Genomic DNA, 23185 nt, shown 5'->3' on the forward strand with positions numbered 1-23185 from the left:
ACATCTCTCAGTTGATCGATTGATTCCGAGAGCGCAACGCGGCTATATAGTCGTCGAAACAGATTTTTTTCACGTCAAATCTGCGTTCCGGGTTTCCACACAGCCTCGACCCATACCGGCCGAATTGCGCACGGCTCTGAATCATCTGCGGCACGCCGACGAGCGGCCCCTGCGCGGAGGTGAGGGCGTGGAAAATCGCGCCGAAGAATTGCCCGACGACGATGGCAAGAATGGCGCTCACCAGATCCAGGTGGAAAATCAGCACTGAGGTAGCGCCGGAAATCACGGCCAGCGGCGCGACATTCGTGCAGAACCACAAGGTGAAGAGATCGACCGGTTTGCCGTGCCGGTTTTCCGGCGCAACATACTCGATCGAGTTGCTTTCGATGGTCAGAACGCTGTTATCGTTCGCCGGGTTTGTCATCATGTCTCCATTTTTATACCAGACTGCGCCGACCACGAACGCAATGCGTGTGGCGACAGCGCAGCCTTTACGGCTTTGAATCGATACGGCAGGGGAGCGCGCCCGTCTAGCGCATCACGAACGGGTCGCTGATCGGGTCGTCCGAGGTGCGAAGCCACACGGATTTCGTCGTCGTGTATTCGAGCGCAGCGGCGAATCCGCCTTCACGGCCATGCCCCGACAGTCCGAAGCCGCCGAATGGGACGAGCGGCGAAACCGCCCGATACGTGTTGATCCAGACGATGCCCGATCGAACGCGCTTTGAAACGCGATGGGCACGCGTGAGATTGGTAGTAAAGATGCCGGCTGCAAGACCGTAGGCTGTGCTGTTTGCCTTTTCGATTGCTTCCTGTTCGGTGGCGAACGTATCCACCGAAAGCACCGGCCCGAAGAGTTCCGTCGTAATACTGTCCGCGTTCGCGACACCGGTACAGTCCAGAATCGTGGGCGCGTAGTAGAAGCCGGCGCGCTCGATAGCCTTGCCCCCCGTCAACACTTTGGCGCCCTGGCGCACGGAGCTTGCAACGACCGACTCGATATTACGCAGTTGCCGCTCGGTGCAAAGCGGCCCGTATTCCGTTGCCATGTCGTTGGGCAAGCCGACGAGAATGCGCGAGACGCGTTCGACCAGCAACGCAAGAAACTGGTCCTTGACGGATGCTTCGATCAACAGACGCGAGCCCGCGACACAGCTCTGACCGCTGGCAGCGAAAATGGCCGCGACCTGTGCATTCACGGCGCTTTGAATGTCGGTGTCAGCGAATACGATGAACGGCGATTTGCCGCCCAGCTCCAGCGAAACCTTGGCGAGGTTATTTGCCGTGTTCGCGACGATATGCTTCGCCGTTTCCGGGCCGCCCGTGAAGGCCACCTTGTCCACCTTCGGATGGCTGCTGAGCACGGCGCCGCATTGCGCGCCAAAGCCCGTGACCACGTTGACGACACCCGGAGGGAACCCGGCTTCGTGGACCACGCGGGCGAATTCGAGCAACGGGCCGGGCGCTTCCTCGGATGCCTTGAGCACCACCGTGCAGCCGGCGGCAAGCGCCGGCCCGAGCTTCACTGCGGAGAGGAACAACTGGCTATTCCATGGAACGATCGCGGCCACCACGCCAACGGGTTGGCGGTCGAGCCAGACCTGCATGTCCGGCTTGTCGACGGGAATATGGCTGCCTTCGAGCTTGTCGGCAATGCCCGCGTAATAGCGGTAGTACTCCGCCACGTACGCGATCTGGCTGGACGTCTCGCGGATGATCTTGCCGGTATCGTTGGTTTCAATTTCAGCGAGTCGCGGCGCAGCCTTTTCGAGGAGTTCGGCAAGCCTGTACAGCAGTTTTCCTCTGGCCGACGCGGTGATGCCGGCCCACGCAGGATCGGTCAGCGCACGGCTGGCGGCGTCCACGGCGCGGTTGACCTCGTCGTTCCTGGCCTCGGGCATCTGCGCCCACACTTCGCCCGTAGCCGGGTTCACGCTTCCGAACGTCGCGGCGCCCGATTCGAACTGGCCGTCGATATAAAGCTGAAAATGAAAACTCATGGAATTACGCCCTCACTGAAAGGCCGGCATCACGTCGTTGATCATCCGTTCGAGCGACGCCTTCTTGCGCTCGAAGCTCATGCCGGTGTCGATCCAGAAGGAATACTCGTCGAAGCCGAGCGCTTCGTATGCCTTCAGGCGCGCGATCACCTCATCGGGCGTACCGATGACGTTGTTCCTGCGCATGGCTTCCGGCGTGTAGAACGGGTGAGCGGCGATTTCTTCCTTGCTCAGCGACTTGATCATGCCACGGCTCACCGGACGTTCGTTCTTGAACCATGCGCCGAAGTAGTTATAGAAGACGTTCACTTCGTCGGCCGCCAGTTGCGCGTCGTCCTCGTTGCTCGCGACATAGGTGTGGCGCAGCAACATGATCTGCGGGCGAGGCATGTCGCTGAATTTCTCGCATGCCGCGTTGAAATGGCCGGCGAGCTTCTCGACTTCTTCGTCGCCCATATGCAACGGCGTGACCTGGACGTTGCAGCCGTTCGCCACGGCGAACTCGTGGCTGTTCGGGTCGCGGGCGGCTACCCAGAGTGGCGGGTGCGGCTGCTGGAGCGGTAGCGGAGACGAAGTTGTCGAAGGGAATTTCCAGAACTCGCCTTCGTGCGCGTAATCGCCTTCCCACAGTTTTTTCACTGCCGGAATGAGTTCGCGCATTCTCTGGCCGGCACCCCATGCATCGAGGCCCGGCAGCAGACGTTCGTATTCGAACGAATACGCGCCGCGTGCGATGCCCAATTCCAGACGGCCGTTGGTGATGATGTCGGTCATCGCCGCTTCGCCAGCAAGCTTGATCGGATGCCAGAATGGCGCGATGACCGTGCCGGTGCCCAGCCTGACGTTCTGGGTCTTGTTGGCCAGATCCACGAGGTTGAGGAACGGATTGGGCGCGATCGTGAAGTCCATGCCATGGTGCTCGCCGGTCCAGACGGCGTGCATGCCGCCCCGGTCCGCGATCTGACAAAGCTCGACCATCTCGTCATAAAGCTGTTTCTGACTGGTCTGGTCGGAGACGCGCTCCATGTGCACGAAAAGTGAAAAACGCATGGGGTAACCTTTCAGGAAAGAAGCGGGCGGACGGTGCCCTGGCTATGGTCGCCGTAGTACATGCCGTAGCTCTTCAACTGGCTTTCCTTGCGGTAGCGTTCGAGCATGCTGGCGACGGCGGCGTCCTGGAACTGATTCGAGCCGATCTCGTCGAGACTCACGAATTCGCCCGCAACAGCGGCCTCATCCGGCGCGCTGCAGAGAAACGAGATGTACTGGTAGTGGGTTTCGGTGTTGTTGTACGCCGAATAGATGAAGCTTGCCGATGCGTCCGGCTGGTACTTCGCGAAGATCTCGGCGAGTGCCTTGTCGGCGCCTTCCTTGCCGATTTCTTTCGAAGGCAGACGCCATCTGTTGTCCGCGTCCCGCGTGAGCAGCACCTTGTCGTCCCGCGCGATGATCGCGCTCACGATGACTTTCGGGCCGGCGATCACTTCGGCCGATACCTTGGCGGGCGTGAAATAGCCGCCGCGGTAATAGCCGAGGCCCGCGTAGCCAGCAGAGTGGAATGCCTCGACCTTGCCGACGATGAGCGCGTGGTCGCCCGCATCGATCACCGTGTGCGTTGTGCAGTCGAACCACGCACTGACGTCGCCGATGAGCGGGTTGTTGTTCGCGCTCAGATGCCAGTTCACGTCGGCGAAGCGATCGTCGCTGGGCCGCGCGAAGGTATTCGACAAATCCTTCTGGCCTTCCGCGAGAATGTTGATGGCGAAGTGTCCCGTCGTGGAAAACGTCTGGTAGTTGCTCGACGTCTTTGCGATGCTCACGAGCAGCAACGCCGGGTCCAACGAAACTGACGAGAACGAGTTTGCGGTAAAGCCGAGCGGCTTGCCGTCGTCTCCTGCCGTCGTCACAATCGTGACGCCTGTCATGAAGGCGCCGAATGCATCGCGCAGTTCACGAGGATTGATTCTGGCGGTCTCTTGGGTCATATCACACTTCCGATTTCAACGTTTCGGCGAGATGCTCGGTCTGCAGCCAGGCGCGCAGGGCGCGATTGACTTCCTCGGGGGCGGTCAGGTTCACCATATGGCGCTCGTTGCGGATTACGACGGCACGACCGTTGTGGGCGGCACTGGCCATCTGTTCTGCCATCTCCGGCGTCGAATTCGCATCATCCGAACCGGTGAGCACGAGAGCAGGGCAGGCAATCGTATGCCAGCCGTCGGCGTACACTTCATCGCCACTCGCGAAGGCCGTATAGGCCGTGGCGTAACCTGCCAGATCGACGGATTTCAGCCAGGACTCGACCATTTGCGCCGCGATGCGCTGCGCTTCCCCGGCGTTGAACCAGCGCCTGAGCGGTGTCTCGACGTCAATGGTTCCCGATCGAAGTTCGGCCGCGCGTTGCAGCACGGCGTCGCGGGCCTCCGGTGTTCGACGATACACGCCGTTCAGAACTGCTACGCGCCTGACCAGATCGGGCCGTGTGACGGCCACGCCCGCGGCAATCAATGAACCCATCGAATGACCCGCCAGATTGACGGGGCCTGCGTCCAGTGCTTCGATGAATTCGATGGCCCAATTCACGAATTGCTGCAATCCGGCATTCACGTCCAGCGCGGTGCTCGTGCCGTGCCCGGGCATATCGACCGAAATCACCCTGAATTCGGCCGACAGATCGTCGATCTGCGGGTGCCACGCACGCGCCTGCATGCCCACCCCATGAATCAGGACCAGTGGCTCCCCAGTTCCCTGCTCGAGATAGTGCGCGACGCGATTACTTGACAGATGCAGGATTGTTGAGGTCATTTCCGAGTTCTGCGAGATCTTTGTAACGATCGCCAATGCGGTGATGCGGACGGCCGCCGGTCGCGCCGCCAATTGCGATAACCAGTTCGTCCGGCGCCGGCGCATCGGCGATCGCGAACTGTAGCGTCAGGTAATGCGAACGGCGGCCTTCGTCGTTCTTGTCCATCATCGGGATCAGCAGCGGCGCATTTGCCGGGCCGCGCGTGTTGTTGAAAGCCAGATACGACTTGGCGCCGACGGCCGTGCGATAGATGTTGCCGAAGTGCAGCGTGTGGATCAGCGCGGACGCATGCTCGAGCTCACCGTCGAGGCCGACAATCGCGCTCTTGCCGAACGCCTCGACCGCTTCGCCTGACCCCGCCTCGTCAAGGATGAGCTTCGTGAGGTGCTCGCTGAGTTGCGGCGCGATTGCGCGAATCTCGGACGACAGATCTTCGACATAGCCTCGGCCTGCCCACGGGTTTTTGATGACGGCCGCCGCGCCGATCATCTTCAGCGGCTTCGCGGCGGCTTTGTCGCCATCCACGAAGACCGTCTCGACATGGAGAATAGATTTGCGAATCAGGCTCATGGCAAGGTGTCCCAAGGTCAGTTGTTGATGTAAAGTATTGTGGTATGCCATAGTACGGCGTACCATGAGTGTTAACCCTAGCGCACGGATGGCGGCCCAGAAAATGGCGTCGCCCGCGCTCAGGACATGAAATGCACTCGTGCGAGGGTCAATGTGCGCTGACGAGCGTCGCGCGAAGGAGCCGGAAATTCGACGTCGGCGTATCAGGCGGTAATGGCTAATAGATCTTTGAGGGTGGAAAGGAGGAAAGATGACTGCATACTGGATCGCTCATGTCACCGTGCTCAACCCTGTGAAATACAAGGATTACACTGACATCGCACCGCTGGCATTCAAGAAATTCGGGGCGGTTTTCCTGGCGCGTGGAGGCGCGTCGAAAGTGCTCGAAGGGGAGTCGTTCGAGCGCCACGTGGTTATCCAGTTCAGCGACATGCAAACAGCGCTGGATTGCTACAGTTCACCCGAATATCAGTCGGCCAAGCAGGCGCGAGACGGACACTGCATCGCGCAAGTGTCGATTGTCGAGGGCTTAGACGGCGGATAGGCTTGCGGAGGTCCGTATTGCGCAAGCGAGATCATGAAGGTCTAGTGCCGTTCAAGAGGCTGCTTTGATGTTTATGTCAGTCACTGCCTGCGACCGTCGGCGCGAACCGCTTACTCTCGTTTCTTTGTAATACGTTGAAAAGGGCCCCGTGCCATGGTTGGTGGCAAATGCTTGCTTGATTCGTCAGTATTTGAGAGAAAGCGGCTTCAAAGTTGAAGCCGCTTTCTAATTTGACATGGTCACATGTTCGAATAATTGGGGCCGCCGCCACCTTCCGGCACGACCCACACGATATTCTGTGTCGGGTCCTTGATGTCGCAGGTCTTGCAGTGCACGCAGTTCTGCGCATTGATGACGAGCCGCTCGCTGCCATCGTCGTTCTTCACGAACTCGTACACTGCAGCGGGGCAATAACGCGCCTCCGGCCCCGCGTAGGTCTGCCAGTTCACGTTCACCGGCACCGTCGGATCTTTCAGCGTCAGGTGCGCCGGCTGGTTTTCTTCGTGGTTCGTGTTCGAGATGAACACCGAGGAGAGCCGGTCGAACGTCAGCTTGCCGTCCGGCTTCGGATACGTGATCGGCTTGCACTGCGAAGCCGGCTTCAGCATCTCGTGATCGGAATGCTGGTGGTGCAGCGTCCACGGCACGTTGCCGCCGAGCAGCTTCTGCTCGAGACCGACCATCAGCGTGCCAAGGTAGAGACCCTTGCTCATCCACTGCTTGAAGTTACGCGCGCGATACAGTTCGGTGTACAGCCACGACGTCTTGAAGGTTTCCGGGTAGGCGCTCAGTTCGTCGGCCTGACGGCCGGCCTGGACGGCGTCAAACGCGGCATCGGCGGCGAGCATGCCGGTCTTGATCGCGGCGTGCGACCCCTTGATGCGCGACGCGTTCAGGAAGCCCGCGTCGTCGCCTACCAGTGCACCGCCCGGGAACACCAGCTTCGGCAACGACATCAGGCCGCCCGCGGTGATCGCGCGCGCGCCGTAGGACACGCGCTTGCCGCCTTCGAGAATCGCGCGGATCGCCGGATGCGTCTTGTAGCGCTGGAATTCCTCGAACGGCGACAGATACGGATTCGAATAGCCGAGGCCGACCACGAAGCCGACCACGACCTGGTTGTTGTCCATGTGGTAGAGGAACGAGCCGCCGTAGGTGCCGTTTTCGAGCGGCCAGCCGGCCGTGTGCATCACCAGACCCGGCTTGTGCCTGGCGGGATCGATCTCCCACAGCTCCTTGATACCGATGCCGTACACCTGCGGATCGACGCCGTCGCGCAGCTTGAACTTCTCGTTCAGCTGGCGGCCGAGGTGGCCGCGCGCGCCTTCGCAGAACAGCGTGTACTTCGCGTGCAGCTCCATGCCGAGCTGGAAGTTCCCGGTCGGTTCGCCATCCTTGCCGATGCCGAGGTTGCCGGTCGCGACGCCCTTGACCGAGCCGTCGTCGTTGTACAGCACTTCGGCCGCCGGAAAGCCCGAGAATAGCTCGACGCCGAGCGCCTCGGCCTGCTGACCCAGCCAGCGCGTCACGTTCGCGAGGCTGATCACGTAGTTGCCGTGGTTCTTGAAATTGTCCGGCAGCGCCCAGGTCGGCACGCTCTTCGCGCCCGTCTCCGACAGGAACAGGAAGCGGTCTTCGGTCACGTCGACCGTCAGCGGCGCGCCTTTTTCCTTCCAGTCCGGGATCAGCTCGGTCAGCGCGCGCGGGTCCATCACCGCGCCCGACAGAATATGGGCCCCGATCTCTGAGCCTTTTTCGAGGACGCACACGCCAATGTCAGCGCCTCGTTCGGCGGCGCGCTGCTTCAGGCGAATGGCCGCCGACAGGCCCGCAGGGCCGCCGCCGACGATGACGACGTCATATTCCATCGACTCGCGAGGACCGTACTGCTCAATGAGGTTGTGCATGGTCGAATGCCTTATTGCGCGGGCGTCCGGACGTTCGGTTCGATCGCAATCGACACCAGCTTTGCGCCGGGGCCGACATGATGCAGATCCAGCTCCTCGCTTCGGCCTTCGATCCAGATGCCGTGCATCGGCGACAGCGTGACGTTCTTCAGCAACTCACTCGACAGGCTCCATTGTCCGGAGAGACTGATCAACAGTTGCACGCTTGCTGGCGTGATCCGCAGCGCGTTCGTCGCTACACTGACTTGCGTGCGGCAGGCTTCGCGCCGGGCCATCACGTTGAGTACCTGAACGGGCTTCGTCGGCAAGCTGACCCATACATGCAGGTCGCCGGAGAACTGCACAGGCTGGCCGGTTCGCGCGAGCAACTGGCCATCCTGCGAATGCAGATCGACTGTGTCGTCGTCGATCAGCAGCAGCGTGCGTTCGAAGCCGGGGAATTGCGAAAACCGCGCGGCGCCCTTAAGGTCCGCCAGACTCACACGCCAGTCGGCTACGCCCGCCGGATTCGCACCACGAGCGAGGGTGCGGGTCGTACCGCCGCCGTTGACCCATGGTTCGGGCGAGACCGACGTGCAGTCGAGAAAGCGGACCGACGGCAGGTTGTCGTCGGCACGATGCGTTTTCAGATGACCCAGCGCTTCGCCGCTATAGCGCGAGATGGGGTTCGGAAGGTCGAGTTCCATCACGCTGCCCCTGCGCCGGCGTGGGCTTCGAGTTCACTTAATACATCGAACAGATCGCCGACGATGCCGTAATCCGCCACCGAAAAAATCGGCGCGTCCGGATCCTTGTTGACGGCGACAATCACCTTCGAATCCTTCATGCCGGCCAGATGCTGGATCGCGCCGGAAATGCCGAATGCGAAGTACACCTCGGGTGCGACGGTTTTGCCGGTCTGTCCCACTTGCGTGGCGTTCGGCGCATAACCCGCATCCACGGCGGCTCGCGATGCGCCGAGTGCGGCACCCATGCGATCGGCGAACTCGCCGAGACGGACCATGTTGTCTTTCGATGCCAGTCCGCGGCCGCCCGAGATGACGACACGTGCCGTGCTCAGATCGCGTCCGGATTGTCCGGATGCCTGGCGCTCCAGTAGCTTCGTTTTCTTGAACGCGGCGACCGGTTCCGTTTCGACAATCGCGGCGGCACCGCCCGATGCCCGCGCCGCAACGAAAGATGAGGTTCGTACCGTGGCAAACGTCACGCGCGCTGTGACCGATACTTTGGCGATGACGCTGCCCGCATAAAGACCTCGCGTGAAGCGGCCTTGCGCGTCGATGCCGGTCACGTCCGCGAGAAACGCGCCATCGGTTAGCGCAGCGGCACGCGGCAACGCACTGCGGCCGAGATTGCGGTGACTCGCGACGATCAGCGTGTAATCGTGAGAGACGGCCTGAAGCTGCATGCCGAGCGTTTCGGGCACCTGAACATGAGCCACATCGCCCGTGATGGCGAGCACGCGCTCCACGCCGGTGATGCTGGCCGCAGCGTGGGCGCCTGCTGCCGGTACCAGGACGTCGACCGGCAAACCACGTTGCAACGCCGCAGTGACGGCGCGCCGCGTCGATTCCGCGAGCTCGCCATGCTCCCATTCCCCTACCACGAGGCTTCTCATACCGGTGCTCCCAGGTTGTCCAACGGACGCTGTGCGGCGAGCGCATCCAGCAGCGCGACGGTATTCGCGACCTTGATGCCGCCCGCGCGCACAGGCGGGTCTCGCAGTTCGACGATCGTCGTGCTCGGCGTCAGATCGACGCCGAGCGATGCGCCGTCGATCGTCACAAGCGGTTTCTGCTTCGCCTTGACGATGCTCGGCAGCGTGACGCGACGCGGCTCGGCCAGACGCAAGTCCGCGCTGATAACGCTCGGACCGTCCAGTTCCCACACGGATGTGCCGCCGTCATCGCCACACGTCACCTGCCAGTGAGCGTCGCGTGCGGACAACGCGCTTGCGTTCAGCGCCTGGGACCAGCCAAGCAACGCCGCGAGCATGGCGGCGACGCCGCCAATGTCGTTGTCGATTGCCTGCTTGCCGCATAGGACGAGGCCGAAGTCGCTCGTTGCCATGTACGCGCGCAGCGAGCGCGCGACGGCCAGCGAGTCCACGGTGGCGCTGGCGGCGCCAGTGTCGATCAGCACGGCGTCGTCGGCGCCCATCGCGAGGGCGGTGCGCAACACGTCCTGGCTGGTGGACTGGCCGCACGTCACCACCGTTACCTGGGAGGCCACGCCTGCCTCCCTCAGTTGCAGCGCCTTTTCGACCGCGCATTCGTCGAAGGGGTTGAGCGACATCTTCAAACCGGTTGTGTCGATCGCGCCGCTCGTGCTGACCCGCACGCGCACGTTGGCATCGACGACCCGTTTGACGGGAACGAGAATTCGAATGGTCATGTGGATAGGCTCCGGATCAGGACACGGCGCCCGAGCCGTATTTGCCGACCAGCAGCGCGCCGCTCGCGAACCGGCTCAACGCATAGGGGTCCAGCGAAACGTCAGTGGGCAGTCCGAGCGCATGCTGCGCGAGAATCTTACCGACCCCCGGCGACAGCTTGAAACCGTGTCCCGAGAAACCGAATCCCACCACCAGTCCTTCGATATCGCCAACTGAGCCGAGCACCGGATTCCAGTCGGGCGTGACGTCGTACACACCCGTCCATGACGACGCCAGACCTGCGGTCTCATAAGCGGGAAAGCGTTCGGCGACTTGCGCTCCGACTTCTCCGACGTAATCGAGCGAGATATCGCCTTGCTCGGTCTCCGGCGCATTCAACGTTTCGCCGACCACGCCTTCGGACACGAGCATCTGGCTGCCGCCATAGCTGCGGTAGTAAAGCATCCCGGCGGAGCCAAGATCCTTGAACGCGGGCATCTTGAACGAATAGGCGGCTGCGTCGCATTCCAGTGCAAGCACCGTATGACGTTCAGGCTTGACCGGCAATTCGACGTCCATCCACGCGGCCATCTCCGGCGTCCAGATGTTCTGCGTGCTGATCAGCGCGCCGCAACTGAACGAGCCCGCCGACGTCTGAACCCCAACCACCTTGCGGCCTTCGCGTACTACGCCGGTGACGCTCACGCCCTCCATGATCTTGACGCCTTGCCGGCGCGCCGCTCGAGCGAAGCTGGTCGCAACCAGATACGCGTCGGCGAAGCCCGCTTCCGGCTCATAGCCGATCAACGCGGCGTCGTCGAATTGCGCGATCGGCAGGCGTTCGCGCGCCTCGGCCTGGTCCAGCAGTTGGACCTCGATACCCATGTCCTGCTGTGCGGTCAACGACGCGCGCAGCGGATCGATCTTGCCGCCGTCCGGTGCGGAAATCATGTAGCCGCATTTGACGAGACCGCACGACGCTTCGTCGTCGCCAACATATTCGGCGAAATTGTTGAAAGCCCACCACGACGAGCGAGCCAGTTCGACGTTCTGTTTCACCGAATAATGGGTGCGCAACAGACCGGACGACTGTGACGTCGTGCCCGCGCCAATGGTGCTGCGTTCGAGCACAAGCACGCTTTTCGCGCCGAGCGCGGCCAGATGATGGGCTACCGAGGCTCCGATCACACCGGCTCCGATCACAACAAAATCGTAATGGCTCATGTGAACCTCTGCGTTGAAGATGGAGCCGATTCTAGGCAACCGAACCCCACGGGACTTTTGTATTAGGCAAACTTATGGTGCAGACCGTGGATTGCTCATGGTCGGCAAGTGCCGGCAGAAAAAAAGCATCATGCATGCTCTTCCGTGACAAAAGAGGGCAAGAAGGCGAAAGGCGCCAGACGCGATAACCAGCGGAGTTTTCATGCGACGAACCCAACCTCCCATCGACCTGCGCGCGTTGCAGGCTTTCATCGCAGTCTGCGAGGCGGGGTCCATGACGGGCGCGGCGAAGCAGTTGGGCGTAAGCCAGAGCGCGATCAGCCAGGCCATTAGCGCGCTGGAGCGCGATCAAGGCGTCGATCTGTTCGATCGCGAAAGCCGGCCGCCACGCCCCAATATCGCTGGACGCGCATTGCTGGAACTGGCCGGTCCGTTGATCGAACATGCGCAGATGGTGAGCGCGCGCGTCGGCGATGCGTCGCATGCAGGCAAGCTGCCGGTGCGGCTCGGTTGCGTGGATTCGTTCGCGGCCACCGTGGGGCCCGAACTGATCCGGGCGGTATCGGGCTCGGCGCGGCAGATTTCGCTCTGGTCTGGTCTGACGCCGGGCCTCAGCAAGCAGTTGCACGACCGTGAACTGGACGTGGCGATCTGCACGCAGACGTTATTGAGCGACGCACGGATTGTCGAAGTCCCGCTGTTTTCGGAAGCCTTCGTGGCCGTCGTGGCGCGACGTTATCTCGATCAGGGCAAGAACGTCGACTGGCGCACGCTCGCACTGGAATTGCCGCTGATCCGCTATACGGCGCGTTCCGTGATCGGCCAGCAGGTTGAGCGGTTCGCGCGGCATCTTGGCATAGAGAGCGCGCGGCGCTATGAATTCGACGCGACCGATCCGCTATTGAGTCTCGTGGCCGCAGGGCTCGGATTCGCCATTTCGACGCCGCTCTGTTTGTGGCAGGCGCGTCATTATCTCGACGACATTGTCGTATTGCCGTTGCCCGATAGCCGGCTTGGGCGTCGTGATTTTTTTCTGCTGCATCGTCAGGGTGAATGGGACGATTTCGCGTCGGAGATCATCACACTCACGCGTGGCGTGCTCGATCACAGTATCCGGCCGGCGCTGGCCCGCGTATTGCCGCATTTGCCCGATGGCGCGCTGCGCTGAGAAATAAATTCAAAGGGGTCAACGATGAGTGAGCTTTACAAGCTGCATATCGGCGATGCGCCATTGCTGATTTCGATCCCGCATCTCGGCATGGAGATTCCGTCGTCGTTGAAGCATGGGTATTCGGAGGTGGCACTGAGTGTGGCGGACACTGACTGGCATCTCGACCGTCTCTACGACTTTGCGAAAGCGCTGGGCGCGACCTTGCTGGGTGCGCGACTCTCGCGCTACGTGATCGACCTGAACCGGCCGCCGAACGACGAGAGTCTGTACCCCGGCCAAACGACGACGGGCCTCTGTCCGACGGAGACGTTTCGGGGCGAAGCGGTTTACCGGCCCGGCCAGGAACCCGATCAGGCGGAGAAGCAACGCCGCGTGGCTGCCTATTGGCAGCCATACCACACGGCATTGCAAGCGGAGTTGGCGAGGCTGCGCCAGCGGCATCCGAATGTACTGTTATGGGAAGCACATTCGATCGCGAGCGTACTGCCGCACCTTTTCGACGCGAAGTTGCCGGATCTCAATCTCGGGACGCAAGACGGCCGCACCGCAAACGCGCTCGTGCAAAACGCAGCCGAACGAGCCGCTGCGGACAGCGCCTATACGTGGGTCGCGAACGGCCGCTTCAAGGGTGGTTACATCACGCGTCACCATGGCGAACCCGAGCGCGGTATCCACGCGGTTCAGCTTGAAATGTGTCAGTGCATCTCCATGAACGAAGACGCGCCGTTCTCCTATCACGACGCACGCGCCGCGGCGCTTCAACCGACGCTGCAACGCATGGTAGGCGGCGCGCTGAATGCGCTCGAGCACCTGTGACCACTTTGTATAAGTCATGCTGTTGATGTATCTGAACCCGAGGTGCCGTTCCTGTGCAGCGAGGCACCGCGCAGGTCGGTAAACCGCACTGCTTTGATGCGGTGAGGATCCGCGGAAGTCACCCGTTCCATGCGGTCGGTTCGCCCAAGGTGTTTCCCATCATGAATCTTATGTTCCTCTTGGTAATCATGGCATGGAGGTTGCATAAGAGGTAGCGGTGAATGAAGGCGCATCAGTCCCGGTCACCTTCGCCGTACACGAAGATGGACAGGAACTGAATCGGCATTTTGATCAGCCGCTCGGGACCGTGGGGCACGTCGGCCTGGAAGGTGAGGGTGTCGCCGGGATGCAGGATGTACGTTTGCTGGCCGTGCCGGTACTCGATGACACCCTTGAGCATGTGGATGAACTCGGTGCCCTGGTGTTCGAAGACGGGGAAGGTTTCCGATTCGTCGTCCATCGTGATCAGGAACGGCTCGAACAGTTTTTTGGGGCCCTGGTCGTAGGCAAGCAGGTGATAGGTGTGGCCGCGTTTGGTGCCTGTACGGACCACCTCCATGCCTTCGCCCCTCTTCACGAGTTGGGCGCCGCCTTCAGGAACGTCGAAGCGGCGGAACAGGGTGGACATCGACACACCGAGCGCATTGGCGATCCGGTTGAGCACGTCGAGCCCGGTGGAAGTCTGGGCGTTCTCGATCTTCGAGAGCATGCCGCGGCTGATCCCGGCCTGCTCCGACACCTGGGCGATGGTCAGCCCGTGGCGCTGGCGAAGTTCGCGGATCGTGGCACCCAGATAGCGTTCGAGCGAGTTTTTGCTGTCTTCGCCGTTTTGCATGGTTGAACCTCGTTGAAAGGCGTGAGGGTAGCAGATAAGAAAGGCCGCATTGCGCCCTGAATGTTTCTTGTTGGGAACTATTGTTGCACAGTATTAAATTTGTATTGATGCTGCGAACAGGCTCGCAGTGGGGTCGTGCAATGGGGCATGACTCGCCAATCAGCCAGCGATGGTGGTGCAAGGAGTGACGATGAACCTGAACGATGCGAGCAAGCTGCCGGTCAACGAGTTGGGTAGCGTGCCCCGCTTTGGCTCGGCTGAAGAGGCCCAAGACTATCTCACGCAACGCGGCGTGAAATACGTGCTGGCGCAATTCGTGGATATTCACGGGGTCGCGAAGGCCAAGTCGGTCCCGGTCGCGCATCTCAAGGGTGTGCTGAAGGCGGGCGCCGGCTTTGCGGGCTTCGCGATCTGGGGCGTGGGCATCGAGCCGAACGGTCCGGACTACATGGCGGTGGGCGATCTGTCGACGCTCACGCCGGTGCCTTGGCAGGACGGTCTCGCGCGAATCGTCTGCGACGGCCACGTCGACGGGCAGCCGTGGGCATACGACTCGCGCGTCACGCTGAAGAAGCAGGTCGCGCGCATGACACAACGCGGCTGGACGCTTTTCACCGGACTGGAGCCGGAGTTCTCGCTGCTCAAGCGCTCGGTGACGGGCGCGATCGAACCGTGCGACCCGAGCGATACGCTCGCCAAGCCGTGCTACGACTACAAGGGACTGTCGCGTACGCGGGTCTTCCTGGAAAGGCTCACCGAATCGATGCGCTCGGTCGGCATCGACGTCTATCAGATCGATCACGAAGACGCGAACGGCCAGTTCGAAATCAACTACACGTATACCGATTGCCTGACTTCGTGTGATCACTACGTGTTCTTCAAGATGGCCGCCTCCGAGATCGCAAACGAGTTAGGCATGATCTGCTCGTTCATGCCCAAACCGTTCGCGAACCGGCCGGGCAACGGCATGCACATGCACATGTCGATCGGCGACGGCGAATGCAATCTGTTCTCGGACAAAAGTGACAAACTTGGCATGGGACTGTCCACGCTCGGCTATCAATTCACGGCGGGACTGCTCGCGCACGCGCCCGCACTCGCCGCACTTTGCAACCCGACCGTCAACTCCTACAAGCGCCTCGTGGTGGGCCGCTCGCTAACGGGCGCCACGTGGGCGCCGGCCTACATCAGCTATGGCGATAACAACCGCTCGACGATGGTGCGCATGCCAGGCGAGCGCATCGAACTGCGTCTGCCCGACGGCGCATGCAATCCGTATCTCGCGACGGCCGCCGTGATCGCCGCGGGTCTCGACGGCGTTGAACGTGAATTGTCACCGGGCGCGCCGGCCAACGAAAACCTCTACGACTGGTCGCCTGCGAAGTTGCGCGAGCAGCAGATCGGCATCCTGCCGCAGAACCTCGAACAGGCGCTCGACGCACTCGAAAGCGACCGGCTGATCTGCGACGCACTCGGCCCGGTTGCCGATGAATTCATCAAGCTCAAACGAATGGAATGGCTCGAATACATGCGCCATGTCTCAGACTGGGAAATGAAAAGCTATCTGGAATTTTTCTAAGGGGGTACGACTATGTGTGGAATTGTAGGCTTGCTGGTCAAGACGCCGGCACTGCGCGCGCAACTTGGTCAATTGATGGTGCCGATGCTGATCGGCATGACCGAGCGCGGCCCGGACTCGGCCGGACTCGCCGTGTTCGGCAGCGCGGTCGGAGAAAGCCAGCGCAAGCTGAGCCTGTATGCGGGCTTTACTGACGCGGGAAACGACTTCGACTGGAACGCGTTGCTCGATGCGCTCAACGGTGCGATCGACGTGAATGCGCGTGTGGAGACGAAGAGCAATCACGCGGTGCTGACCGTGAACGGCAAGGTCGAAACAGTCAAGGCGTGGCTCGCCGAGCATTTCCCGAAGCTGTTCCTGTTATCCACCGGGCGCTCGATCGATCTGTACAAGGACATCGGCTCGCCTGCCGAGGTCGCGCAACGTTACGACTTCTCGAAGCTCACAGGCTCGCATCTTGTCGGCCATACGCGGATGGCGACCGAATCGGCGGTCACGCCCGATCGCGCGCACCCGTTCACGGCCGGCGAAGACTTCTGCCTCGTGCATAACGGCTCGCTGTCGAACGCGCATGGCGTGCGCCGCAAGCTGGAGCCGCAAGGTATCCGCTTCGAGACGGACAACGACACCGAAGCCGCGTGCCGCTTTCTCGAGTGGCGGCTGCGTGAAGGGGATGAACTGCCGGTCGCGTTGCAGAAGGGCTTCGAAGAACTCGACGGCTTCTACACGTTCCTGATGGGCACCTCGACCGAACTCGCGCTGATCCGCGATCCGTTCGCGTGCAAACCCGCAGTGGTCGCGGAAAACGACGACTACGTGGCGATCGCCTCCGAGTTTCGCTCGCTTGCGCACTTGCCGGACATCAGGAACGCCAAGGTATTCGAACCCGCACCCGAGGAGATGTATGTATGGAAAGCATGACGTTTGACCTTGCAGGGTCGTCGGTACGCGCGCTGAACCAGTATCTGCATGGCGAGAAAGAAGCGCTCGAAGGCGTCAAGGTGGATATCACGTCGCCGAACGGCGCGCACAACATCGCGGTGGGCGTCAACGCGCACGTGACGGTCACGGTGCAAGGACACGCCGGTTATTACGTGGGCGGCATGAACCAGCTCGCGACGATCATCGTGGAAGGCAGCGCCGGCACCGGTGTCGCGGAAAACATGATGAGCGGCAAGGTCCACGTGAAGGGCTTTGCATCGAACGGCGCGGGAGCTTCCGCACATGGCGGTCTGCTCGTGATCGACGGTGATGCGGGCTTGCGCTGCGGGATTTCGCTCAAGGGCGGCGATATCGTGGTCGGCGGCTCGGTGGGCAGTTTCTCCGCCTTCATGGCGCAGGCCGGCCGCATGGTGATCTGCGGCGATGCGGGCGACGCACTGGGCGACTCGCTGTATGAAGCCGTGCTGTATGTGCGCGGCGAGGTGAAGTCGCTCGGCGCGGATGCGCAGTACGAACCGATGACCGAAGCGGACGTGACGGCGGTCAGCGCATTGCTCGACGCCGCGGGTCTCGGTCACGACCCGCACTCGTTCAAGCGCATTGCATCGGCCCGCACGCTCTACCACTGGAACGCTGACGCGGACCAGGAGTATTGAGCGCTGCCTGCAGCTGCAACCGAACAACCAGTTCACAGAGAAGATTTCCATGGAAGCCAAACCCATCCATTTCGCCCGCTTGCAGCAGGAAGAGTCGCAAGGCTACGACCGCAAGACAATTGACTACATCCACACCGCCGCGCAGCGCGGACTCTATGAAATTCGCGGTCTCGGAGCGAAACGCCGCGTGCCGCATTTCGACGATCTGCTGTTTCTCGGCGCGTCGCTCTCGCGCTATCCGCTCGAAGGGTATCGTGAAAAATGCACGACGCAAACGGTGCTCGGCACGCGCTTCGCAAAGAAGCCGGTCGTGCTCGACATTCCGATCACGATTGCGGGCATGAGCTTCGGCGCGCTGTCGGCGAACGTGAAGGAAGCGCTCGGCCAGGCCGCCACCGCGATGGGCACGTCCACCACGACCGGCGATGGCGGCATGACGCAGGAAGAGCGCCGCTCGTCGAAGACGCTGGTGTATCAGTGCCTGCCGTCGCGCTACGGCTGGAATCCCGACGACGTGCGCCGTGCCGATGCGATCGAAGTCGTGATTGGACAAGGCGCGAAGCCGGGCGGCGGCGGCATGCTGCTCGGGCAGAAAGTGAATCCGCGCGTGGCCTCGATGCGCACGCTGCCCGCGGGCGTCGATCAACGCTCGGCGAGCCGTCATCCGGACTGGACCGGACCGGACGATCTGGCGATCAAGATCCAGGAGTTGCGCGAAATCACCGATTGGGAAAAACCGATCTACGTGAAAGTCGGCGCGACGCGCACGTTCAACGACGTCAAGCTGGCCGTGCATGCTGGCGCGGATGTTGTAGTGATCGACGGCATGCAGGGCGGCACCGCCGCCACCCAGACATGTTTTATCGAGAACGTGGGTATTCCGACGCTGGCCGCGGTTCGTCAGGCCGTGGATGCGCTCGAAGACCTGAACATGAAGGGCACGGTGCAGTTGATCGTGTCGGGCGGCATTCGCTCCGGCGCGGACGTGGCCAAGGCGCTCGCCATGGGTGCCGATGCGGTCGCGATCGGTCAGGGCATGTTGATGGCGCTCGGCTGCAATAGCGATACGTACTTCCAGAACGGCGCGCTGCATTCGGCGACTTCGGACTATGCCGCGCTCGGCACGTCGCCGGGGTTCTGTCATCACTGCCACACCGGCAAGTGCCCGGTCGGCGTGACGACGCAGGACGCCGTTCTCGAGCAGCGTGTGCAGGCGGAAGAGGGCTCCCGCCGCGTGCGTAACTATCTGAAGACGCTGAACATGGAACTGACGACGATCGCACGTGCCTGCGGCAAGCAGAACGTGCATCACCTGGAGCCGGAGGACCTCGTTGCGTTGACGGTGGAGGCGGCTGCAATGGCGCGCATTCCGCTCGCTGGCACGTCGTGGATTCCGGGTAATCATTTTTGATTTTGCCTGGTATTGCCAGCGTGATTTTGCATTGCTAACGTTCATCGATCCAAGGCCGCCGCGCGTGATTTCAGACGATGTCACGCGCGGGCGCCGAGGAGCGTCATGACGGTCCGTTCGATGAAGTCCCGCATCAACGCCGGTTTAGATCCGGCGCAGCAGTCGCCATTGCATTCTGTCTTACACACATTTAATGGTCACGGTTTCCTTGCGCATGGGACGCACGGACGCTTCGACGTTTTCTACAGGATTGCGCAATGAAAAGACTGATTCAACCATTCGCGATATTCATGATGCTCGCGCTCGCCGCGCCGGTATTCGCGCAAAATACCGCCGCGCCCGTGCCGAATAAAGGCGATACCGCGTGGATGATCGTCGCGACGCTGCTCGTCGTGATGATGGCCGCGCCCGGCCTTGGCCTCTTTTATGGCGGCATGGTGCGCGCCAAAAACATGCTCTCCGTTTTGATGCAGACGCTGGTGGTGTTCTGTCTGCTTGGCGTGTTGTGGGCCGTGTACGGCTACAGTATCGCGTTCACCGATGGCAACGCGTTCTTCGGCGGCTTGAGCAAGATGTTCCTCGCCGGCATCACGCCGGATTCGACGGCGTCGACGTTCAGCAAGGGCGTCGTGATTCCTGAGTTCATCTATGTGTCGTTTCAGTTGACCTTCGCGGCGATCACACCCGCGCTGATCGTCGGCGGCATTGCCGAGCGTGCGAAGTTTTCGGCGGTGCTGATATTCATGGTGCTGTGGTTCACGTTCTCGTATCTGCCGATCGCGCACATGGTCTGGTACTGGCCGGGGCCGGACGCCTACACGAGCGTGGCTGCCGGCGACAAGGCCACCGCGACCGCAGGCTTCCTGTTCCAGAAGGGCGCAATCGACTTCGCAGGCGGCACGGTGGTGCACATCAACGCGGGGATCGCGGCACTGGTCGGCGCCGTGATGATCGGCAAGCGCGTCGGCTTCGGTCGCGAAACGATGGCGCCACATAATCTGACGATGACGATGGTGGGCGGATCGCTGTTATGGGTCGGCTGGTTTGGTTTCAATGTCGGCTCGAACCTCGAAGCTAGCGGCACGGCTACGCTGGCGTTCATCACGACGCTGCTCGCGACATGCGCGGCAACCGTCTCGTGGACCTGCGCCGAATGGACGTTCAAGCGCAAGCCTTCGATGCTCGGCGCAATCTCCGGCGCGATTGCCGGCCTCGTGGTCATCACGCCGGCGTGCGGTTTCGTCGGACCGATGGGCTCGATTGTGATGGGCTTAGTCGCGGGTGTCGTCTGTTATTGGGGCGTGAATGGGCTCAAGCGTATGCTCGGCGTCGACGATTCGCTCGACGTGTTCGGCGTGCATTGCTTGGGTGGCATCATCGGCGCATTGCTGACGGGCGTGTTCGCGTCGCCGCGGCTCGGCGGCACGGGCGTCTACGATTACGTCGCGAACAAGGTCGGCGACTACAACATGGCCGATCAGCTGATTGCGCAATGCTGGGGCGTGGGGACGTCGCTGGTATGGTCGGCAGTCGTGTCGTTCGTCGCGTTCAAGCTCGTCGATATGACGATTGGATTGCGTGTCGAGCAGGACCGCGAGCGCGAAGGACTCGATCTCAGCACGCACGGCGAGAACGCGTACCACTCGTGAACAGCGCTCCAACGGTGAGGCCGCTGTGTTCGCATGTGGGTGTCTGCCCGGGGTTTGATCCAGCGCGCGCAACTCGACCGGCGGCGGTTCAGGCGCATTACTGATGAGTCAGGAAGTTTGCCGACGAATATCCTATGCTGGGGTATCTTGGGACTCGTCGGAGCATTTCATAAAGAGAGATGGCCGGGCATTGGCTCATAACACGCTTGAGGAAATGCGCCGGTACTGTCACGTTGTTGGCAGGTTGACGGAGATCCGGCGACAATCTCCGATATGAAACGAGTCACCCTGCAGCACGACGCACCTGCCACCGACACCATTTCCTATGCCCGCTATCGATTCCCGCCCGACGTGATTGGTTACGCAGTGTGGTTGTACTAGAACTGGTTGCTAGTTTCGTGACTGTTCGGCTTCCCGAATGGCGATAATAATGAGGGGCCTGCGAAGCAGGATGGATAGTTGCGGGAAATGGCGATTATCGGGTTGATCAGCAGAGCAATATCGTCAGGAATGCAAATTGAAATGACGTGCCCGTTCGTGGCGCGCCGCGCCATCAATGAACTGCATGCCCTGGCCTGACGCTCAGCAGTAGTGGCGCGGGTTGGTCATCGTATAGGCGAGCGTCTTGAAGGCGTAGTGCACATCACTGATGCATTCGAAGCGCAGCAGCAGACGGCGGAATTTATTCTCCCAGGCGAACATGCGCTCAATGGTGCGAAAGCGCTCTTCAAAGATCGCCGGATCGAAGCGGCGCTTGCGACCGCGCTTCGCCGTCTTGCGGCCGCGAACATTCTCGGGGATATTGGGGATCATGCCCCGGTTGAAGATCGCCTTGCGGTTGGCCCGGCAGTCGTAGACGCCGTCCAGGCTGACGGTTGCGCCTTGCAGGTCCATCCCGAAGGCATGGGCCATCCGGATAAGTCCGGACAAAGCGGTGCGCAACAGCGGCGATTCGTTTCGGTTACCCGGCGCGGATATAAATGGCGCGATCAGGTTACAGCGCCGATCGCAAAAGGCCACCACCTTGTCGCCCTTCATATGCTTGTGCCCGCTGTAGCCGAGGTTGTCCCCGTTTTTTTTTCGCGGCCGTCGTAGAACGAAGGAAAGTTGTCAGTGCGCCGGGAGACCGGCAAGGAGTAAAGAGTGCAAGTCTCTTACAACGAAGGTCTAGCAAACCACGTTGTCCCCGAGTCATGCGCAGTATGTCGTGAGACATGCGGCGAAGCGTTGACAGGGGTACGTGCGGGCCAGCCATTGAGCCGCGATAGTTTACTTATTCTGAGTGCCGACGCCGTTGACAAGGCGGAAGGCAACACGACGGAGCGCGATATTGCGAGCACTCCGTTCGACTCGGCGTGGTCGAAGACCCTGGCACACACGCACGCTCCTTGTTTGGGAACCGGGAGATCTCCAGTCTGGCCTGTCGCAGCAAGGACAGGTCCGCATCGGGAAGGCGAGGAGCCGTAGCCGATGATGAACGGACGGGAGAAGTCAGACTCCGCCATATTAGCGATGAACCCTGCGAACAACGCCGGAAATTCGGCTGCGGAGTGGGTGGAGCGAAGGGCGGGGACCACGGGGAACACGGGTCCGCCCAACACGCGCCGGGCGCAGGACCGGGCAAGCGTGCCACAGGGGCTGGAACGTGTACGGCAAGCTGCAAGGCAGCGGAAGAAGGAGCGGTTCACCGCTCTGCTGCACCACGTCACCATCGACCGGCTTCGAGAGTCGTTCCATGCGCTCAAGCGCAATGCGGCTCCAGGAGTGGACGGTATGACATGGCGGTACTTCGAAGCAAATCTGGAGGACAACCTTCAGCGTCTGCACGCGCAAGTACAAAGTGGAGCGTACCGGGCACTGCCCGTTCGGCGGCAGTACATACCCAAGCCGGATGGGAAACAGCGTCCGCTGGGCATTGCTGCGCTGGAAGACAAGGTCGCCCAGCGCGCGGTGGTGGAAGTACTCAACGCTATCTACGAAGAAGACTTTCTAGGCTTCTCGTATGGGTTTCGGCCCGGGCGCAGTCAGCATGATGCGATGGATGCGTTGTCGACCGCTATCGATCGCACCCCAGTGAACTGGATACTGGACGCAGATATACGGAACTTCTTTGACGGACTGAGCCAGGAATGGTTGGTCCGATTTCTGGAGCACCGGATCGGCGACCAGCGCATCATCCGCCTTGTTCGCAAATGGCTCAAGGCGGGTGTTCTGGAAGATGGGAAACTAAGCGTCGGTGAAACAGGTACACCGCAAGGCTCCGTAGCATCGCCTCTGTTCGCGAATGTGTACTTGCACTACGTCTTTGATCTGTGGGCCCAACGATGGCGACGGCGCGAAGCCAAAGGCAACGTAATCATCACGCGGTACGCGGATGATATCGTGGTCGGCTTCGAGCACGAAGCTGACGCGCGGCGCTTCTGGGACGCGATGCGAACGAGGTTGGAAGAGTTCTCGCTTGCGCTACATCCGGACAAGACAAGGCTGCTGGAGTTCGGTCGCGGTGCTGCGGTCAGGCGCAAGCGGCGAGGTCTTGGCCGGCCGGAGACCTTCACCTTTCTGGGGTTCATCTTTATCTGCGGGCGGTCACTGAACCGTCCCGGGAATCGTGGAGGCTGGTTGGTTTAAGTTGATGCGGGTTCTGCGGCAGCTGTTTCAAGTTGCCGATAGTAGTTTGCCTCAGCTTCGGCGGGCGGGATAT

The 23185-nt window shown here is 61.3% G+C and carries 22 protein-coding genes; 9 read left to right on the plus strand and 13 right to left on the minus strand.

Annotated elements, in window-relative coordinates; all coding sequences use genetic code 11:
• Window positions 1-7 precede the first annotated feature (7 nt).
• From JMY24_RS36675 to JMY24_RS36700, 6 genes are all read right to left on the minus strand, one after another.
• Window positions 8-427 (minus strand): cytosine permease, encoded by a 420-nt coding sequence (locus JMY24_RS36675; RefSeq protein WP_236597743.1) that lies wholly within the window; start codon window positions 425-427, stop codon window positions 8-10.
• Window positions 428-530: 103 nt separating this feature from the next.
• On the minus strand, window positions 531-2000 hold the full coding sequence (locus JMY24_RS36680) for an aldehyde dehydrogenase (protein WP_201703975.1): 1470 nt from the start codon (window positions 1998-2000) through the stop codon (window positions 531-533).
• A gap of 12 nt (window positions 2001-2012) precedes the next feature.
• Window positions 2013-3050 carry an LLM class flavin-dependent oxidoreductase gene (locus tag JMY24_RS36685; RefSeq protein WP_201703977.1) on the minus strand — a complete coding sequence of 346 codons (1038 nt, stop codon included), beginning with the start codon at window positions 3048-3050 and terminating at the stop codon, window positions 2013-2015.
• Window positions 3051-3061: 11 nt separating this feature from the next.
• Entirely contained in the window at window positions 3062-3985 is a 924-nt protein-coding gene (locus JMY24_RS36690; protein ID WP_128598349.1) for a flavin reductase, read from the minus strand.
• 1 nt (window position 3986) lies between these two features.
• Window positions 3987-4805, minus strand: coding sequence for an alpha/beta fold hydrolase (locus JMY24_RS36695; protein WP_128598350.1), 819 nt, complete (start codon window positions 4803-4805; stop codon window positions 3987-3989).
• A complete protein-coding gene (locus JMY24_RS36700; protein ID WP_102633966.1) occupies window positions 4774-5376 on the minus strand; it encodes an amino acid synthesis family protein in 603 nt (200 codons plus the stop codon). The genes JMY24_RS36695 and JMY24_RS36700 overlap by 32 nt, the downstream gene beginning before the upstream one ends.
• A gap of 250 nt (window positions 5377-5626) precedes the next feature.
• On the opposite strand from JMY24_RS36700, the gene JMY24_RS36705 reads away from it, so the two are divergent.
• Window positions 5627-5920, plus strand: coding sequence for a DUF1330 domain-containing protein (locus JMY24_RS36705; RefSeq protein ID WP_128598348.1), 294 nt, complete (start codon window positions 5627-5629; stop codon window positions 5918-5920).
• A gap of 239 nt (window positions 5921-6159) precedes the next feature.
• On the opposite strand, the gene JMY24_RS36710 is transcribed toward JMY24_RS36705, so the two are convergent.
• From JMY24_RS36710 to JMY24_RS36730, 5 genes are read right to left on the minus strand one after another with little or no spacing between them, the layout of a single operon-like run.
• Window positions 6160-7827 carry an electron transfer flavoprotein-ubiquinone oxidoreductase gene (locus JMY24_RS36710; protein WP_201703979.1) on the minus strand — a complete coding sequence of 556 codons (1668 nt, stop codon included), beginning with the start codon at window positions 7825-7827 and terminating at the stop codon, window positions 6160-6162.
• Window positions 7828-7838: 11 nt separating this feature from the next.
• Window positions 7839-8513 (minus strand): HutD/Ves family protein, encoded by a 675-nt coding sequence (locus JMY24_RS36715; protein WP_128598345.1) that lies wholly within the window; start codon window positions 8511-8513, stop codon window positions 7839-7841.
• Window positions 8513-9445: an electron transfer flavoprotein subunit alpha/FixB family protein gene (locus tag JMY24_RS36720; protein WP_128598344.1), complete on the minus strand. Its 933-nt coding sequence runs from the start codon at window positions 9443-9445 to the stop codon at window positions 8513-8515. Before JMY24_RS36720 ends, JMY24_RS36715 begins: the two co-directional genes overlap by 1 nt.
• Window positions 9442-10215, minus strand: a complete 774-nt coding sequence (locus JMY24_RS36725) for an electron transfer flavoprotein subunit beta/FixA family protein (RefSeq protein ID WP_128598347.1) — start codon at window positions 10213-10215, stop codon at window positions 9442-9444. Before JMY24_RS36725 ends, JMY24_RS36720 begins: the two co-directional genes overlap by 4 nt.
• Before the next feature lie 22 nt (window positions 10216-10237).
• Entirely contained in the window at window positions 10238-11425 is a 1188-nt protein-coding gene (locus JMY24_RS36730) for an NAD(P)/FAD-dependent oxidoreductase (protein WP_128598343.1), read from the minus strand.
• Between the two features lie 202 nt (window positions 11426-11627).
• Between JMY24_RS36730 and JMY24_RS36735 the strand changes: the two genes are divergently transcribed.
• Both JMY24_RS36735 and hutG read left to right on the plus strand, forming a co-directional pair.
• A complete protein-coding gene (locus JMY24_RS36735; protein WP_201703981.1) occupies window positions 11628-12593 on the plus strand; it encodes a LysR family transcriptional regulator in 966 nt (321 codons plus the stop codon).
• Between the two features lie 24 nt (window positions 12594-12617).
• The gene (gene hutG, locus JMY24_RS36740) at window positions 12618-13412 is read left to right on the plus strand and encodes an N-formylglutamate deformylase (RefSeq protein ID WP_128598342.1); all 795 of its coding nucleotides are present in this window, start codon (window positions 12618-12620) and stop codon (window positions 13410-13412) included.
• Window positions 13413-13644: 232 nt separating this feature from the next.
• On the opposite strand, the gene JMY24_RS36745 is transcribed toward hutG, so the two are convergent.
• On the minus strand, window positions 13645-14247 hold the full coding sequence (locus tag JMY24_RS36745) for a helix-turn-helix domain-containing protein (protein WP_128598341.1): 603 nt from the start codon (window positions 14245-14247) through the stop codon (window positions 13645-13647).
• A gap of 190 nt (window positions 14248-14437) precedes the next feature.
• Here JMY24_RS36745 and glnT point away from each other — a divergent pair, with 190 nt between their 5' ends.
• From glnT to JMY24_RS36770, 5 genes are all read left to right on the plus strand, one after another.
• Entirely contained in the window at window positions 14438-15826 is a 1389-nt protein-coding gene (gene glnT / locus JMY24_RS36750) for a type III glutamate--ammonia ligase (RefSeq protein WP_236597745.1), read from the plus strand.
• Between the two features lie 12 nt (window positions 15827-15838).
• The gene (locus tag JMY24_RS36755; RefSeq protein ID WP_128598340.1) at window positions 15839-16747 is read left to right on the plus strand and encodes a class II glutamine amidotransferase; all 909 of its coding nucleotides are present in this window, start codon (window positions 15839-15841) and stop codon (window positions 16745-16747) included.
• Window positions 16735-17424 (plus strand): GltB/FmdC/FwdC-like GXGXG domain-containing protein, encoded by a 690-nt coding sequence (locus JMY24_RS36760; protein WP_128598339.1) that lies wholly within the window; start codon window positions 16735-16737, stop codon window positions 17422-17424. The genes JMY24_RS36755 and JMY24_RS36760 overlap by 13 nt, the downstream gene beginning before the upstream one ends.
• 49 nt (window positions 17425-17473) lie before the next feature.
• On the plus strand, window positions 17474-18835 hold the full coding sequence (locus JMY24_RS36765) for an FMN-binding glutamate synthase family protein (protein WP_128598338.1): 1362 nt from the start codon (window positions 17474-17476) through the stop codon (window positions 18833-18835).
• 257 nt (window positions 18836-19092) lie between these two features.
• Complete coding sequence (locus JMY24_RS36770) at window positions 19093-20484, plus strand: ammonium transporter (protein WP_128598337.1); 1392 nt, start codon at window positions 19093-19095, stop codon at window positions 20482-20484.
• 582 nt (window positions 20485-21066) lie between these two features.
• Here JMY24_RS36770 and JMY24_RS39060 read toward each other — a convergent pair.
• Window positions 21067-21522, minus strand: a complete 456-nt coding sequence (locus JMY24_RS39060; RefSeq protein WP_236597746.1) for a hypothetical protein — start codon at window positions 21520-21522, stop codon at window positions 21067-21069.
• A gap of 588 nt (window positions 21523-22110) precedes the next feature.
• On the opposite strand from JMY24_RS39060, the gene ltrA reads away from it, so the two are divergent.
• Complete coding sequence (gene ltrA / locus JMY24_RS36780) at window positions 22111-23112, plus strand: group II intron reverse transcriptase/maturase (RefSeq protein ID WP_459564432.1); 1002 nt, start codon at window positions 22111-22113, stop codon at window positions 23110-23112.
• The last annotated feature ends 73 nt before the right edge of the window (window positions 23113-23185 follow it).

Source organism: Paraburkholderia kirstenboschensis, assembly GCF_904848585.1.
Classification (GTDB): domain Bacteria; phylum Pseudomonadota; class Gammaproteobacteria; order Burkholderiales; family Burkholderiaceae; genus Paraburkholderia; species Paraburkholderia kirstenboschensis.